Genomic DNA, 19,151 nt, shown 5'->3' on the forward strand with positions numbered 1-19,151 from the left:
GCCATCACGGCCTTTGTGCCGTTTTCAGTTATCAGGGGAACAACATGCGTACCAATGTGCCGTCCCATCCGGGCCAGGGATCGACGACGACTCATGATCGGAAGCGCACGCAGCCGCTTGCATTGAAATCCCTGGTGGCGGCGATGTCCGCCGTGCTCGGCGTGACCCACGCCGCCGGTGCGATGGCAGCCAGCAACATCAACAAGGACGGGCGCACCCAGACCACCGTCACTACCACGCCGGCGAGTGGACACAACACCTACGACATCGTCACCAGCACGCTCAACGCCGGCGGCAACACCGGCTTCAACTCGTTCCACGATTTCCAGCTGGACAGCGGCGACACGGTCAACATGCACGTGCCAACCGGGGCGAAGAACCTGGTCAACCTGGTCTGGGACAGCCAGACCGTCATCAACGGCACCCTGAACAGCTATATCGGCAACAGCAGCAAGGTCGGCGGCAATGTCTTCTTCGCCGATCCGCACGGCATCGTGGTCGGCAACGGCGCGACGCTGAACGTCGGCGCGCTGTCGCTGAGCGCGCCGACCGCCGACTTCATGAGCACGCTGCTGGATTCGAGCAACAATGTCGATCCGGACGCGACCGCCGTGAATCTGCTGCTGACCGGACAGGAGCCCGAGGCGGCGGCCGGCAGCGGCTGCATGATCTGCATCCGCGGCACCATCAATGCGCAGAGCGCCGTGCGTGTGCGGGCGACCGCCATCGACGTCAGCGGCACGATCTACGTGCAGGGCGACGGCAAGGACACGCTGTCCACGGCGGTCAACGTCGAAGGGCAGACCGATCCGCAGATCGTGTCCGACGGCAACACCATCCGCCTGATCGCCGACGCCAGCGAGGAAGCCGGGTTCGGCGATGCCGACGCCAAGGCTTCGGTCAACGTCAGTGGCACGCTGACGACCGACAGCACCACCACCGCGCCGGCGTCCGGCAGCGATGCAGCGGGCAGCTGGGGTCTGATCCAGGCGACGGCCCACGCCGAAGCCACGGCCGAGTACAAGACGCCGACCAGCTCGGCGGACACCGTGACCCTGGCCACCGGACAGGTCGGCGATCTGTTCAAGGACCAGGAATCGCTGGTCAAGAACGGTTTTGCCGCGGCCGCGCAGGACGCGAATCTGGCGGCTTCCGACAAGCTGGGGCAGGTTGCCTACGTGCGCGCTTCGGCGGAGGCCACCGTCGATGTCACCGGCAGCATCCTGGCGGCGGGCGATGTCGATCTGGCGTCGTCGACGGCTGCGAAGGCGGCCACCGAGGCGACGTCCGAAGCCGGAGCCAATGCCGCGCCGGTGATGGTCGGTGCCATGTACGGCGCGATCTACAGCAAGGCGGAGACAAACGTCGGCAGTGCGGCGGTGGTGCATGCGGGCGGTGCGCTGTCGCTGAATTCGGACACCGAGAACGAACTCGAGGTCTCGGCCGAGACCGTCGCCGGCGATCAGGCGCTGGCGACCACCGTGGCGTGGTCGCAGGCCGCCGTGGAGTCGGCCAGCACGCTCGACGGCGACATCCAGGCGCAGTCGATCCAGGTGCTTGCGCACAACAGCAACAGTTTCTCGACCGAGGCCAAGGCCTCGACCAACCCGACCACCGGGTCGGTCGGCGCCGCCGGCGCCGTCAGCCTGCAGACCGTCAGCGCGAACGCGAAGCTGGACAGCAGTCCGACGCTGGTTTCGGGAGGCAGCGGCGACGTGGTGATCGCTGCCGGCAGCGACACCAGCAAGAACGCGACCTCGGCCAGCACCGACACCGAGGCCGAGAGCACTGCGGACACCCAGGACAAGACCGCCGAGACCAATGCCGATCTCGGCAGCACGCTGGCCAACAAGAGCAACGGCGGTCTCAATGCCGACGGCAGTTCGGCCACCGACGCGCTGCCGTTCCACCTCGGTGCGGCCGTGGCCTACACCGACAGCAGCAACACGGCGAACGCGAGCATCGGCGACGGCGTGAAGATCGACACCGAAGGCAGCGTCACGGTGTATTCGAATCTCACCGATGCCGGCATCCACAACGGCGCGTCCAGTGCGGCCGTGTCGAAGGCCGACGAGGGCGACACGGACAGCTCCGGCAACCCGGTTTCGGTCGATGTCGCCGCTGCCGTGGCCTATGCCCACTACAGCCACGACGCCTCGGCGACGATCGGCAAGAACGCCGACATCACCGCCGAGAACATCGGCGTCGGTTCCAACGTCAACATCCCGTTCGACTGGTACTTCGGCAACGCCGACAACGTCGACGCGATCAAGAACATGTTCGGCAGCCTCGACCAGTTCGTCGACGGCGCCACGGCGCTCAAGGACCTTGCCGGCAGCACGCCGGAGGACATCACCAACGGCGTCAGCGGCTACGCCAGCGCCAGCGCGGGTGGCGACACGCCAATCGCCGTAGGCGGCTCGGTCAACTACTTCGCGATGACCAACCGCAACACCGCCTGGGTCGGCGACGGCACCACGCTGCACGCGACCTCGGCCGCCGCGGCGACGCCAGGTCAGGACAGCTGGGAATCGGAGGTCGAATGGCTGTCCTCGCCGGTCGAGTGGGAGCATTCGATCGACGTGCAGGCCGACACTTCGGTCACGTTGTTCAACCTGGTCGGCGACATCACGCCGTGGAAGCAGAGCACCAAGGGCGACAAGGCCGCCATCGGCGGCGCGTTCAACTACACCGGCTACAAGAACACCACCGTCGCCGGCGTCGGCGGCGACGCCAGCCTGACCAGCGACCATAACGACGTCGCGGTCAACGCCACCAGCACCGACCGCATGATCGCGCTCAGCCCGATCTCCGGAAAGGGCGGCACGCTGGCCATGCAGGGTACGGTCGCGATCACCGACGTCGACGACACCACGCACGCGACCCTCAGCGCAGGCAGCGACGTCGATGCGCGCGCGCTGGACGTGGTCGCCAGCAATCCGGTGATGATCTGGTCGCTGTCCGGCGCGCTGGCGATGTCCAGCGAGGCCAGCATCGGCATCAGCGTGGGCATCAACCAGACCACCACCGACACCGTGGCGAAGATCGGCGACAACCGCGCCGACGACCCCGCCGTGGCCGGCGGCGCGATGGTGCCCAGCGAGAGCGGCGGCACCATCGCGGTCGATGCGCTGAACGTCAACGCGGTCAGCAGCGGCCAGTCGGGTGCATTGTCGCTGGCCGGCTCCAAGGGCGGTTCGAACGGCAGCTCCAGCAGCGGTTCCGGCAGTTCCGGCGATACCGGCGAGGGCGAGAGCAGCGGTGGCGAAGGTTCCGGCGAAGCCCTGACCTCGCTGATCGAGAACATCAAGACGGTCAACGAGAACTTCCAGACCGGGCTGGCCGCCGTGGACGGCATCTCCAGCCTCGCCGGCGGCAGCGACGGCGGCGGCGGCGATTCCATGCTGGACAAGGCCGGCGAGGTCATGGAGCAGGTCTCCAGCGCCTCGGAGTCGGTGGGCAGCGCGGCGGAGAGCCTCAACAAGCTCAAGGACAAGGCGTCCGGCATCGGCAAGAGCAAGGGCGGCAGCGAAGAGGGCACGTCCAAGTCGAAGGGCGGCAAGTTCGGTATCGGTGTGTCCGGCTCGGCCAGCGTCAACATCGCCAACCTCGGTGCCAAGGCCGAGATCGACGGTGTCACCCTCGACAACGGCAGCACGGGTACCGACGTCACGGTGCAGGCGCTCGACCAGGCCTCGCTGATCAGCGGTTCCGGCGCGGCGGCGCTGAGCCAGAGCAAGAGCGGTTTCGCCGGCGCCATCGCCGGTGCGGTGGCGTACTCCAGCGTCGCCAACACCACCACCGCGGTCATCGCCGACAGCACGCTGAACCACATCAACCACGCCGTGGTGCGTGCGCTCGACGGCAGTTTGCAGGTCGATGTCGCCCTGGGCGTCGCGACCAACACCAGCAACACCACCTCGACCACCATCGCCGGCTCGGTCTCGATCGGCAAGTCGGCCAACACCACGCACGCCGGCATCGAGGGCGGCAGCACGCTCACCGCCGGCAGCGCGGCGGACAGCAGCGTCGAGGTCACGGCCTACGACCACTCGCGTATCGGCGTGGGCGGCGGCAGTCTGTATTTCAACAAGAGCGGTGCGACCAGCGGCAACGTCGGCGTCGGCTTCACCTATGCCGACATCGGCAATACCACCAGCGCCGATCTTTCCGGTCACACCGGTGCAGCCACCGACAACGACATCTCCGGCTTCAAGGGCCTGACCCTGCGCGCGCTCGATTCCTCGCTGATCGGCGCGGGTTCGGTCGCCGGCGGCTACAGCGCCAGCCAGGACAGTGCCAGCCTCGCCGGCGCCGTCGTGTGGACGCAGATTGGCAACACCACCCAGGCCTCGGTCGATTCGGGCATGCGTCTGGGCCTCGACGGCGATGTGCTGGTTCAGGCCAGCGCCGTCGCGCCGATCATTGAACTCGACAGCATCGTCGGCGACCGCGACACCGAAGGCTACGACTTCAGCGGCGCGACGCTGGGTGCGCCGAGCGTCGACCACAGCGGCGACAAGACCGCCGGCTCCGACGGCGATCCGAGCCAGCCGGGTAGCGACGTGCTGACGCTGGGCGACAGCGGTGTCGGCAGCTCCATCATCGCCATTGCCGGCACGGTGCAGGTCGGCGGCAACAACGTTGGTTTGTCCTACGTCGGCAACAACGTGCACAACACGCACACGGTGCGCATCGACGACGCCAGCATCGACACCACCGGTTCGGTGCAGCTCGGCGCGCACGACGACACGCGCATCGTCGGGCTGGCGGTGGGCGTGGGCGTCAGCAGCGGCCAGTTCGCCGGTCTCGGCAGCGCTACCAGCAATGTCGTCGGCAACACCGACAGCATCCTGCTGGGTTCGGCCGCAACCGCGGGCCACACCGCGAACATTCACGCCAACAGCCTGACGGCTGAAGCCTCCGACGACACCAGGATCTACAGCCTCGCGGGCAACGCCGCTATCGGCAAGGGCCAGGCGGCCGCGGGCGGCGCGCTGACCTACAACGACATCGCCAACACCATCACCACGCACGCCGGCCATACCTCGCTGGACATCACCAACGACGCCAGCCTGAACGCCGACGAGTCGGCGCAGATCATGGCCGGAGCGGTGGCCGGCGCGGCCAGCAAGGGTTTCGCGCTGACGCTTTCCTTCGGCTGGAACCAGACCGCCGACAGCAATCAGGTGCTGGTCGACGACGCCAGCGCGATCACGGCTGGTTCGCTGAGCCTGGGCGCGGACAATGCCGCGACCATCTATGCGCTCAGCGGCGGTGTCAGCATCGGTGGCCGCGCGGCCGTCGGTCTGGCCGCGAGCGTCAGCGATATCGGTGACACCACGCATGCCGGCATCTCCAACGCCGGTCTGGATGTCGCAAGCGGCGCGGTCAACGTGCATGCTTCGGGCACCGGTACGCAGTACGCGCTGTCGGTGGCCGGTGCGGTGGGTTCACAGGGCGCGGGTGTCGCCGGCGCGGAAACCACCAGTCTGATCAGCAGCGACGTGACGGCCTCCGCCAACGACCTCTACGGTCTGAAGAGCGACGGCAGTGTCGACACCGCGGCGGCCGCGCAGGCGTTGAGCCTGAGCATCGAGGCCGAGAACACGGCAGGCATCTACAGCTTGGCCGGCGGTGTCGGCATCGGCCAGTCGGCGGGCGTGGGCGCGTCGGCGACGATCGCCGACGTCGGTGGCTCGACTTCGGCCAGCCTGAGCGACTCGACGCTCGACGTGACCGACACCACCGATGTCAACGCGCACGCGGGCACCACCATCGACACGGCCTCGCTGGCCGGTTCCGCAGCCAGCAGCGTCGCGGTGAGCGCCTCGGACACCACAAATCTCATCCACAACAGCATCGCCGCGACGATGACCAACGTCGCCGCCGGCGACGCCAGCGACAGCAGCGTCGTGTCGACCAACGTGACCACGGTCAGCGCCGACAACGACGCCACCATCAACGCGCTGTCCGGCGCGGTCGGCGGCGCGGGTTCGGTCGCGGTCGGCGCGGCGGTGTCGGTGAACAACATCGCCACCACCACGCGCGCCTCCTTCCTCGGCAGCGCGGACGGTTCCACGTCCGGCCCGGTCTACAAGGCCAGGCAGGTCGTGGTGCAGGCCGGCACGAGCAGTACCTCGCACGTCAACACCATCGCGGTGGGCGCGGCCGGCGGCGGTTCGACCGCAGTCGGCGGCTCGGTCGCGGTCAACCTGCTCGGCGGCACGACCTCGGCGACGATCGCCAATCAGGCCGACGTCATCGCCAGCGACAACGTCGGCGTGCTGGCCGGCAACCAGCAGGGCATCAACGTGTTTGCCGGACAGGCGGCCATCGGCGGCGACGCCGGCGTCGGCATCGGCGTGGTGGTCAACAAGATCGACGGCAGCACCGACGCCAGCGTCGAGAACAGCGACGTCAGCGCCTACGGCCACGGCAGTGCGCTCAGCGTTGACGCCGGCACGGCGAGCAAGACCGACGCGCTGCAGGCGGGACTGGATATCGCCAAGAGCGACGCCAACGCCAAGAGCATCTCCGATCCGACCCATTACCTGACGCCGGATCTTTCCGGATCGACCAAGTCCGTGCACGGCGTGGCCGTGAACGCGGTCAACCAGCAGTCGATCGCCACGCTCGGTGTCGGCGCGAGCGTCAGCGGCGGCGTGGCCGTCAGCGGGCAGGTCGGCGTGAACATCGTCGGCGGCAGCACCAGCGCCACGATCGACAACGCCCACATCAACCAGGCCGACCGCACCGTCCAGGCCGGCAGCGGCAGCATCGTGGGCGACAATGGCGTCTATTACACGCAGGCGGCTTCGGATCAGCAGGTCGACGTGACAGCGGGCAGTCGCCAGTACGAGGCCAACTTCATCGTCAACGTCGCCGGTTCCGGCGGCGGTTCGGCGACCGGTAGCGTCGCCACCAATGTCTTCAATGCCGATACTTCGGCGAAGGTCAGCGGTTCGACGGTGTCCGCGCAGGATGCGGCGGCCGTCGATGCGGTCGGCCAGCAGTGGTCCCTGATCACGGCGGTGGGCGCGAGCGTCAGCGGCGGCGTCGGCGGCGCCGCCTCGGGCGGCGTCAACCTGTTCCAGGCGAGCACCCGCGCGACGCTGGACGGCGGCACGCTCGATGCGGGCAGCCTCGACGTGCTCGCGCAGGGCGACACGGTCAGCGCGCAGTTCACCGGTGCACTGGGTATCGGCATTGGCGCGGCCGGTCTGGCCGGCGCGGCCGGTGTCAACGTCGACCACACCACGACCACGGCGAAGATCACCGGCGGTGCGACAGTGGTGAGCGACAACGACGTTCACGTCGACGCGAACAGCAAGAACGTGGCGCAGAGCATCGTTGTCGGCGCGGCCGGCGGCAGCAGCGTCGGCATCGCCGGCGGTGCCGTGGTCAACGTGGTGTCCAACAACACCCATGCCAGCATCGAGGGCGGCAGCAACGTCACCGCCGCCGATGTGGCGGTCGATGCGCTCGACCAGCAGTTCATCAGCGCCTACTCGGGCGTGCTTGGCGGCGGCTTCGTCGGCGTCGGTGGCGGCATGAATCTGGTGCTGCTGCAGTCCAGCGTTGGTGCCGGCATGCAGGACAGCACGGTCCACGCACGCGGCCCGGTGTACGGTGATCACGGCCACGTCGATGTGCACGCCGAGTCGGATCGCGATATCCAGTCGGTCGCGGTGGCGGTCGGCGGCGGTGCGGTCGGCACCGGCCTTTCGGCCAGCGTGGTGGTGGCCGGTACCGGTGACATCACCGGCGGCGGCGGTGCGGGCGACGACTTGACTGCGGACGGCCAGCTCAATCTGAACAACCTGGACAGCCTGTCCTCCGGCAGCAAGCTGGATAGCGATCCGTCGTCCTACGGACTGAACGATTCGCAGCTGTCCTCCAGCGACCTTTCCGGTATCAACAGCAGCGCCAGCTACAGCCTGAGCAGCGCCACCGGCAGCAACCACAGCGCGTTTGGCGGCAACGACGGTGTGCAGGCGAAGATCAGCGGCGGCAGCGTGACCGCCAACAACGGCATCGACGTCGACGCCAGCGTCAAAAGCAGCACCGACAACATCGCCGGCAGTGGTGCAGTGGGCGTGGTCGGCGTAGGTGGTTCGGTGGCCTACACCTCGCTCAACAGCGATATCCAGGCATCGGTCGGCGGTGGTACGGCCACGGCCGGTCACGGCATCTCGATCCAGGCCGGCGCGGCCGACGGCAGCAACGGTCCGGCGGCCAAATCCACGGCGTACGCGGGCGTGGGCGGTCTGGTCGGTGTTGGCGCGGCGGTGGCCATCAGCGATGTCCACAACACGGTTTCGGCGACGGCCGGCGGCGCGCTGGATTCGTCGCGCTCGGGCAAGGGCACCCTGAGCCTGAAGGCCTCCGACAGCAGCACCTCGCTGGCCGGCAACGCCAATCAGAAGGACCCCAGCGGCATCAACGTCGGCGGCGTGGTCGCCGGCGCGGTCGTGGTCGACGCGAACCGCTCGAGCACCGTCAGCGCGACGCTGGCGGACAGCGCCGACGTCAACGATTTCGGCGCACTGACGCTGTCGGCGAGCGACAGCGGTGCGATTACCGCCAATGGCGTGATGGGATCCGGCGGCATTCTCACGGCCATCAGCGCCGTGGTCGCCACGGCCAGCGACAGCAGCCACGTGACCGCACACATTGGCACGCATGCCGACATCACGGCCGGTAGTACCAGCGTGACGGCCTCGGCCGATCCGGTGATGAATGCCGGTGCGGTCGGCATCACCGTGGGTGGCATCGGCGGCGGCATCGGCGCCAACGTTGCGGTCGCCGACATGACCGCCAGCGTCGAGGCTTCGGTGGCCGACTACGCGGTGTTCCACCAGGGCACGCTGTCCGTGGACGCTTCGGTGTCGCCGACCGTGAACGCTTCCAGCAGCGGCGGCGCGGGCGCGGCCATGCTCGGCGTCAACGCTTCCACGGCCACGGCCTCGGACACGGCCAGCGCCAACGCGACGGTCGGCGACAGCGTCACGCTGCCGGCGACTTCGGTATCGATCTCGGCCACCAGTGACACGCATCAGGACGCCAGCGCCACGGGCGTGAGCGTGGGTCTGGTCGCGGCGGGCGCATCGGTTGCCAAGGCGACTTCCAATACCACGATCAACGCCTCGCTCGGCAACGGTCTGCTCGACAGCAGCAATAATCCGGTCGCGGCCGCGACCACGGGCGCGCTGTCGGTCATTGCGCACGGTTCGGATTCCAACATCGCCTACAGCAAGGCCGGCAGCGGCGGTCTGGTCAGCGGCAATGGCGCGTCGGCGACGACCAGCGCGACGTCCACATCCAGCGCCAGCGTCGGACAGAACCTGGATCTGGCCAATCTGGCCAGCTTCCAGCTCAATGCCACGCAGAACGTCGAGTACGGCGGCGAGGCCAATTCGGTCCTGGCCGCGGCGGTCGGCGGCAGCGGCGCGAACGTCGACAACACCATCGCCACCACGACCAACGCGACCATCGGCAACGGCACGGCCATCGCCACCGGCGGTGACATCGACGTGCTGGCCAAGACCTTGGTGGCCAGCGCCGACGGCAAGAACGCCGGCGCCATCGGCGGCGCGGGTGGTGTCGTGACCGGCACGGCGGCCGGCGTCAACACCACGGTGACGGCCCACAACAACCTCAAGCTCGGCACCGACGTCCAGATGACGTCGGGACTGGACAGCTCGACAAGCGTGATCGGCCACATCTCCCTGGTGGCGGGCACGCTGGTGGGCGGCATGGCCGATGCGGCGACCATCAGCACCGGCGGCGCGGTGCCGGTGGCCAATGCCAACGTCCATGTCACCGGCCAGTTCGGCAACGATCTCGAGGTCGGCGACGGCAGCAATCTGCTCAGCTACGGCCGCACCAATCTCGCCACCTACACCGTGCTCGACCAAGTGGCGGCGACGGCGACTTCGAACGCATGGGGCGCGGCGCCGGTCGGCGCTTCGGATTCGAGCGTCAAACTGACGTCGAATCAGACGCTCAAGGTCGGCGACAACGTCCACGTGAAGAGCTACGACGAGGCCGACATCGTCGCTGGTCGCGACATCCTAGGCTTGCACAAGACCAAGCTGGCACCGTCTGCGGTCGCGCAGTCGTACGTGCGCGGCTTCATCGCCATTCCGCATGCCTCGGCCACGGCGAACACGACCAGCAACGCCACGCTGACCCTGGGCAGCGGCAGCACGGTCATCGGCGCCGGCGACGTGGCGATCGGTGCAGTGCAGGGCGACGCCCCGGTGTCCACCAACGGCACCGGTCACGGCTACGAGCTGGGCTTCATTCCGGCCACGCAGCATTCCAATCACCAGAGCAGCACGGGCACGACCTCGACCACGATCGACGGCACGGTCGTCGCCGGCGCGTTCAACAAGGTCAACCTGAAGATCGCGCAGGACGGCACGATCGACGCCTCCGGCACCAACGCGCCGTACAACCTCGTGCTCGACAAGACGCTGAATCCGACCACCGAGCTCAACAAGCTCAATGGCACGCCGGACGGCACCTACAACGGCATCGACAACGCCAATGTCGGCGGCATCCTGTTCGATCCGCTCTATGTCGGCGGCGGCAACGTGTATCTGTACGGCGCCAGCGTCGGCGGCAACGGCACCATCACGGCGCAGGGCGCGCCGTCGGTGACGATCGACAACGCCAGCCCGTACTACATGTTCATCCCGAAGATCGAGGCCAGCTTCGGCAGCTCCGGCAGCGTGCTGGTCTCGGGCGGCGCGAATCCGAGTGCGCTCGGCAACCTGACGGTGAATGAGGCCCCGTCCGACGCCTTGCCCACGGTGACGATCAATTCCACCTATCCCTCGCAGCCGGGCGGCGCCACGCCGGGCATCATCCTCGGCGACGTGGTCAATCTCGGCGGTTCGCTGAACATCAAGGACCTGGCCGGTTCGCTGCTGGAGCGCGGCGAGATCCACACCAACTCGCAGAACGTCTACGTGCCGAACGGCTACGTCGTGGTCAAGCCGACCAGCGGCGATACGTGGTTCTCCGGCGCCGATCCGACCAGCAATCTCGATTCGAGCTGGATCAAGGCCTTCCTCGACGCGGCCATCTCCGATCCGGATCATGCGGCGGCGGCCATCGCGCAGTCGTACTACGACCTCGGCGGCAGCAACGGCAACAGCGTCTACTTCAACAACACCTACTACAGCGACGAGCAGGCGCAGGTGCTGGTGCTCTACGGTTCCTGCGCGCCGCATACCGGCGGTTCGGGTTCGGAGGAAGCGCTGGACGGCTGCAACGTCAGCGGTCCGAGCGGCACCACGTCCGTGCTGGGACGGCCGGTGCCGAACATCCCGTACGTCGCGCTGCAGCAGAGCGGCAAGTTCTCCGGCAACCAGCTGGCCTCGACCGGCGCGTACACCGGCCAGAAGTTCATCGTCGAGGCGAAGTACATCGACATCGACGGCGCCATCAACGCCGGCACACCGGCGACCTGGACCGTGCAGACCACCGATGCGCTGAAGGACTTCATCGCCCATGTGAAGTCGCAGTACGCACAGGGTCAGATCAGCAATCCGAACATCCAGCTGACGGCCGGCAACAGCAATGGCGCGATCAGCCTGGACTACAACGGCGAGCCGCTGCTCACGCTGGCCGGCGGCCAGGCCAGCCAGCTGATCGGCGCGACCTACAACGTCGCCAACAACCAGCTGATCCTGAACAACGTCAATGCCTCCGGCGGCGGCAGCGTCCGTCTCAGCGGCAAGATCGTGAGCACGGCGCAGGGCAGCATCAACATCAACAGCGGCTACGGTTCGGTGACCGTGGACAACACTACCGGCGTGCCGCTGGTGGTGCAGAACGTGTTCGCCGGCAGCGGCGGTCTCGGCTTGATCACTCTCGACGACAAGCTGAAGACGTGGACCTCCGGCGCGAATGCCGGCAAGAACGTGGTGACCTGGTACGTCAGCCAGGATGGTGCGCCGGCGAAGATCTACGACAACTACAACGGCGCCACCGACTGGACCGACGCCAATGCGCGTCTGCTCGGCGGCGTGAACAGCTCCACACAGTACGCGCCGAAGGCCGGCGCCGAGTACCAGTGGACGGCCAGCACCAGCGTCGCCCGTTCCTTTGACCGGACCTCGGGCAACCACAGCTGGAGCCTCGGCGACTGGGGTTGGTCCAGCGCCAGCGGCGGCACCGCCGGCCAGCACTGGGCGCTGGGCAGTTCCGGGTTTATCGACGGGGCCGGCAGCTCCGGCTACGTCGATCTCGCGGGCAACGACTACAAGCTGTCCATGAGCGGGTACTTCACCAACCAGTTCAACGTGATCGTGGCGTACCACGGTTGCGACAGCGACGGGAACTGCCACTACGGCTCGCACCAGAGCGGTACCGACAGCAGCGGCAACGCCGCTTCGCTGTGGGGCTTCATCTATCCGTACCAGGGCACGCTGACCGTCACTGACACGCAACGCGCCGATCTGCCGATCAACATCAACTTCATCACCAGCGCGTCGAACAACGTCGACATCACGTCCAACAACGACGTGCTGCTGAGCGGCCAGATCACCAATACCCACGGACCGACCAGCGTGCACGCCACGCAGGGCGACATCGTCCAGTCCAACGATCATGCGCTGATCTGGACGCACAGCCTCGCGCTGCAGGCCGATGCCGGGCAGATCGGCAGCGCCAGCGATCCGATCCAGGTGAAGATCGCGCATGACAGCAATCCAGGCAGCACGCTGACGGCACAGACCGGCGGCGGTGACATCGCCCTGAATGTCGACTCCGGCAGCAGCGCCCAGCAGTTCAGGGCGATCTCGAGCGGCGTGCTGGCGAGCGGCCTGTCGAGCCATGGCGACGTGCTGATCCGCTCCACCGGTTCGCTGGTGGGCATTCCGGGTCGCAGTGTCGACGTCATCGGCCGCGACGTGAACCTGACCAGCACCCAGGGCGGCATCGGCAGCATCGCCACACCGCTGAACATCGAGACCCATGCGGACACGCTCGCCAACGGCGCACCTTCGGGCGGCCAGCTCGACGCGCACGGCGTCGGCGACGTTGCCCTGAACGACACCGGCGGCGACGTGTGGGTCGGCAGCATGGTCTCGGACAACGGCGATGTCCGGCTCTCGGCGCCCAACGGCGGCATCTACGATGCGCGCCAGCTGGATGCCGATTCCACGCTGTCCTCGGATCAGGCCAGAAAGATCTGGGACCAGCTGCATCTGACCGACGGCAACGCGGCCGACACCACCATCGCGGCGATCGAGCAGCAGGTGGATACGGGCTACGCGCAGTATTACCAGCTGCTCAAGGTCGGTACGGTCAGCAATGGCCAGTACACGCTGAACAGCGATGCGGTCGATCTCTACTGGCCACTGGCCGCGGCCGCCAACGGCATGGATCCGTCGAGCGTGACCGATCCGGCAACCCGGGCGACGCTCGCGCAGCAGTACGTCAGCGACCGCTACCAGACCATCGTGAAGGATTTCACGACCTACATCGGCACGGACTGGCAGTCGCAGAGCGACTTCGCCGGCACCGATCCGGTGAGTAACTTCAGCTTCACCATGGATCCGAACTCGGATGCCTACAAGAACCTGACCAAGGACTCGACCTGGACCGAGGAGCAGCTGACCTCGGCCATCAACGAGGCCGCGCTCGGTTCGCCGACCGGCGGCACCGTGGGCACGGTCGCGCCGAACCTTTCCGGCAAGAACGTCACGCTGATTGCCGGTGACGGCGGCATCGGCCGCACCGACAAGCCGCTGTCGATCACCTACCAGGCGCTGAAGGACCTGTACGCAGGCAGTTCCACCGCGCTGACCGCGCAGCAGGTGGCGGCGCTGGGTCTGGCCAATGCGCCGGGCGACGTGCAGCTGATCGACGCCAGCGGCAACGTGATCTCACCTGACGATCCGAATCTGCAGAACAAGCTGGACCACCTGTCGGTCACGCAGACCATGCCGCTGTATGTGACCGCGACGGGCACCGTCACCGGTTCGGCCTCGGCCTCGGTCTACCTGCAGGCCAACGGCGATCTGCACTTCGACGACTTCAGCTCCGGTACTGACATGCGTGTGGCGGCCACGGGCAGCATCGGCGCGGCGGACGGCGTCGACACCAGTCAGCCGGTGCTGACCTCCGGCGGCGACCTGCTGCTGACGGCCGGTGGCGGCTACATCGGTCTGGGTAACGACAGCGCCGGCGGCGCCGGCGATGCGCTGCCGGTGCAGATCGGCGGCGAGCTGCGCAATGCCTCGGCGGCCACCGATCTGCTGCTGACCCAGCTCAGCGGCGATCTCCGCGTCGGCACCGTGTTTGCCAATGGACTGGCGTCGCTGGATGCGCAGACCGGCAGCATTCTGGCGCAGCAGAACACCCTCAGCATCAAAGCGCGCGACATCGTGCTGACCGCCGACGGCGACATCGGCCGCCGTGATGCGGTGAGCACGGGCGTCGATGCGCCGTTGAAACTGCAGGTCGGTTCGGACGGCTCGCTCAATGCGACCGCCGGCGGCGCCGTCAACATCGACTCGCCGACGGGCAACCTGCATGTGGGCACGATCACCAGCGGCGACAACCTGGTGCTGACAGCCGAACTGGGCAGTCTCGACGCCAAGCATCTGACCTCCAACCATGGCACGGTCGTCTCCACGGCCGGCGCCGACGGCAGTTACGACGACGTCCAGGCTGATGGCGACGTCACCCTGGGCGCGACCGGAAGCCTGACCGAAGGTTCGATCACCAGCACGCAGGGCAACGTTCTGCTGACCGGTGTCACCGGCATGCAGCTCAAGGACATCAGCGCGCTGGCCGGCACCATCACCGCGAAGCTGATCGGCACTGGCGCGCCGGTGCTGAACGTGGCCGACAACGGTCTGGTACAGGCGGCATCGGACGTCACGCTGCAGTCCTCGGGCAGCCTGACGATGGGCACGGGCAGCGAAGTGACCAGCGGCGCGCTGGCGAAGCTGATCAGCAGCGGCGACATGACGCTGGGCCTGGTCGCCAGCACGGCCACCAGCGGTACCGGCATCGACCTCGATGCGGGCGGCGCGATGGCGGGCAACGGCGATGCCGTGAATCTGCGCTCGCGCAGCGGCGCCACGACGGCCATCCACGCGGTCCACGACATCGGCAGCGCATCACTGCCGCTGACCGTGGACGTGGATACGCTGCACGGTAGCAGCGATCAGGGCAGCATCTGGCTGCACGGGCTGGGCGACGTGCACTTCACGGACCTGCAGGCCGGGCAGGGCAATCTGGATCTGTCCGCGCAGAACACGCTGGCCTACGACAACCTGGTTTCGGGCGGCGACAGCCATCTGCAGGCGCAGACCATCCAGGGCACGACGCTGCAGGCTGGCGGCTCCGCGACCTTCGCCTCGACCGGCGACACCACGGTCGACACCGTGCATGCCGGCAGCTTCCTGACCATGAACGCGGGTGGCAATCTGACGGCGACGACGCTGAACGCCGGCACCGACGCCACGCTCATCGCGGGCGGACTGCTGTCCTACACGAACGTGACGGCGGGCGGCGACGGCCATCTGCATGGGCAGGTCATCCAGGGCGGCAAGCTGGTCGTCGGCGGGCACGCCGACACGACTTCGACCACGGATACCACCGTGGACACGATCCAGACCGGCGACGATCTGGTCATGAACGCGGGCGGCAACCTGACGGCGACGACGCTGGATGTCGGCACCGACGCCACGCTCACCGCGGGCGGATTGCTGTCCTATACGAACGTGACGGCGGGCGGCGACGGCCATCTGCAGGGGCAGGTCATCCAGGGCGGCAAGCTGATCGTCGGCGGGCACGCCGACACGACTTCGATCACGGATACCACCGTGGACACGATCCAGACCGGCGACGATCTGGTCATGAACGCGGGCGGCAACCTGACGGCGACGACGCTGGATATCGGCACCGACGCCACGCTCACCGCGGGCGGATTGCTGTCCTATACGAACGTGACGGCGGGCGGCGACAGCGTCCTGCACGGCGACAGCATCCAGGGTGGCAAGCTGGTCGCGGGAGGTCATGGCCAATTGACCTCGACGGCGAATACGACCGTCGACACGATCCAGACTGGCGACTTCCTGACCGTGAACGCGGGCGGCCATCTGACCGCAGATACCCTGAACGTCGGCACGGATGCCTCGCTGCGCGGCGGCTCGCTGATCCGCCTCGGCACGGTGACGACCGGCAACGACCTGTCGGCCGTCAGCGGCGGCGATCTCGATGCGCAGACGCTGGACATCGGCCGCGATGCGACGCTGAACGCCACGGACGCACTGGCGCTGACGGGCGCGGTCAAGACCGGACGCAACCTGGACATGACGTCGGGCGCGCACATGGGCTTCGCCACGCTCGATGCGGGCGGGCACGTCTTCGGCCAGTCGCTGCACGGCGACATCGACGGCGTCGGCGTGACGGCATCGGATTGGATCAAGTTCATCGCCGACGGCTACATCCATATCGGTTCGATGAACGCCGGCACGGACGTCACGCTGCAGGCCGGCACGGATGTCCAGGCCGATTCGATCCTCGCCGGACACGATCTCGACGTGACGGCGGGCCGCAATATCGACCTGGTGTCGGCCACGGCTGGCAACGCCATCAAGATGGATGCGGGCGGCAGCCTGAACGCGCACGACATGAAGGCCGGCCACAGCATCGATCTGGCGGCCAACACCATGAGCTTCGTCTCGCTGGAAGCGCCCGACCGCATCACGTTGCTGGCGCGCAAGGGCGACATCGTTGCGGACACGCTGACCACGCGCGATGCCTACATCTCCGCTTTCGGCGCGATCCGCCTGAATGCGGCGAACATCGGCGACCGCATCAACCTGGCCGGCGACACCATCGATGCGCATCTGTACCAGACCTCGACCGGCCAACCGCTGTTCTCCGCGCTGACCGGGTTCCGCAACGGCGTGGCCCGACGCATCACGATTGATGCCGATGTGCCGCAACAGTGGATGATCGATCGTCTTGCCGCGGTCAACGCGGCGCTGGCGACCACTGCGCCCAGCGTGCACGTGGAAGCGGGACACATCGAGAACATCCTTTCGCTGGACACGGCTTCGGCGCGCATCCGCATGAACCAGCACGACCCCGTGCTGGTGCCGGCGGACGTCCAGCTGATGCAGAAGACTTACGACTTCAAGCTCTATCAGGACGGCGTGCACACGCTGACGGATGCCTTCGTGGTGCGGTACGGCCACGGTTACCAGATCCAGACGCCGAACTACGTCTACGACCATCAGTGGGTGTCGCCCGACTACTACGGCGATGCCGCACTCCGCTACAACGGCCGCACGCTGACGCTGCACACCGAGCAGGACGATGCGTCGCCGCGGGATGGCGCCATGCCGTCCTGGTCGACCGACGATGGCAGCGACCTGGTCCAGCCCGATCCGTCCGTGCAGGGCGCACCCGTCAACACCAAGGCTCCACGATGATGATTCGTTCCACCCCGTTCCGCATGCTGCGGCTGCGCGCTGTCCCGTATGCCGTGCTCGCCGCGTGTCTGTTCGCCTCCACGGCACAGGCCGCGCCGCAGACGGTGCCGAGTACGCTGCAGAACGATGCCCAGCGGCTGCAGCGCTACTACGAGCAGCAGCAGGCCACGCCGAAGAAACCCACGGATCCGCTGCAGGAGCAGAAAGCCGAGCCGAAAGACCGGCATGCGGTCGCGAAGGCCGCCGGTCCCGGTTTTGTGCTTCGCCGCGTCCGTTTCAGCGCTTCCGTATTGCTCAAGCCGGAGGCGCTGCAGCAGGCGGTCAAACCCTATCTCGGACGCAAGGTGACCAAGTCCGATCTGGACGCCATGCTGGACCGCATCAACGACCTGTATCGCGCGAAGAACATCACCACGGCACGCGCCATTCTGCCCAGCCAGTCGATCAATGACGGCGTGGTGCGTGTGGAGCTGGTGGAAGGCCGTCTCGGCAAGATCACGGTGGCCGGCGACAAGCACGTGCGCAAGGATTTCATCCTGCGGCGCATCGACCAGCAGTCGGGCCAGATCGTCGACGCCAATCAACTGCGCAAGAATCTGGTCTATCTCAACCAGACCACCGACCTGACGGTCCGCGCGTTGCTGGCTCCGGGCGCGGCGCGCGGTCAGACAGACATCCGCCTGGCGGTGCAGGAACCGGACCGGCACGATCTGGTCGCCTTCGTGGACAACAGCGGCGTCGACAGTACCGGACGCTATCGCTACGGCCTGCAGGGGCATCTGTACGGTCTGTTCGGCGTGGATGACCTGCTGGAAGGCAACATCGCCCATTCGAAGGGCGGCAATGACGGCGCCATTTCGTACTCGGTGCCGCTGTTCGTCAACAACGGCCGGCTGGGCGTCAGTTTCGCGCACAGCCAGATCAACATCCTCGATCGCGCGTTCCGCGATCTCGACATCACCGGCACGTCCACGGTGAAGTCGATCAACTACAAGCAGCCGTTCATCGCCACGATGCGCACGCAGTTCAGCGGCGTTGCGGCCTACACCATCAGCGAATCGGTGACCCGAATCGGCGGCAAGCAGATCGCCGACACCACCAACCATTCGGCGACGCTGGGACTGAGCGTGGACCACAGCAGCGATGGCCGGCGCTGGAACATCACGCAGCTGGTCACGCGGCTGGATTCCAACGAGCCGATGCTGGGCAAGACCCATTTCAATCTCACGCCGGGCAGCGCGTTCCTGATCCAGCGCCTGGGGCGTTCGCACTGGGCGCTGCGCGCCAATGCCGGCTGGCAGTTCAGCTCCGGCACCAATCTGCCGTCGGCAAATCTGTTCCAGATCGGCGGTCCGGGCAGTGTGCGCGGCTATGAGCGCGGCGTGCTCGCCGGTTCGCGTGGCTACTACGTCGGTCTGGAACTGCACCGCGCCTTCACCGAGAAGCTGGACCTGTTCGCTTTTGCGGATCATGGCGAAGTGCGCGCCGATTATCCGAAGTCGAGTTCGATCTCGGGCGCCGGTCTGGGTGGCATGTACCAGTATCGCTGGCTGACGGCCTCCGCCGATGTGGCGAAACCGTTCGATACGGTAACGCCGCAGCAGGACAGCATCCGTTTCGACTTTCGTCTGAGCGTGAATTTCGACTGAGCTCGGCCCGCTTGCGCCGAGAACGGAATGC

2 protein-coding genes are annotated in these 19,151 nt (G+C 67.2%); both read left to right on the plus strand.

Annotated features, from left to right (window positions below; translation table 11 throughout):
* Positions 1-122: 122 nt before the first annotated feature.
* Positions 123-17,471, plus strand: a complete 17,349-nt coding sequence (locus tag BTJ49_RS13460; protein ID WP_168184751.1) for a leukotoxin LktA family filamentous adhesin — start codon at positions 123-125, stop codon at positions 17,469-17,471.
* Positions 17,468-19,120: a ShlB/FhaC/HecB family hemolysin secretion/activation protein gene (locus BTJ49_RS13465; RefSeq protein ID WP_113065928.1), complete on the plus strand. Its 1,653-nt coding sequence runs from the start codon at positions 17,468-17,470 to the stop codon at positions 19,118-19,120. Before BTJ49_RS13460 ends, BTJ49_RS13465 begins: the two co-directional genes overlap by 4 nt.
* The last annotated feature ends 31 nt before the right edge of the window (positions 19,121-19,151 follow it).

The sequence above is a fragment of the Oleiagrimonas sp. MCCC 1A03011 genome (genome assembly GCF_003267965.1).
In the GTDB taxonomy this organism is placed as follows: Bacteria; Pseudomonadota; Gammaproteobacteria; order Xanthomonadales; family Rhodanobacteraceae; genus Oleiagrimonas; species Oleiagrimonas citrea.

Excerpts from the sequence above, each read along its gene's own strand:
- BTJ49_RS13465 (WP_113065928.1), top strand. The coding sequence starts at position 17,468 with ATGATGATTCGTTCCACCCCGTTCCGCATGCTGCGGCTGCGCGCTGTC.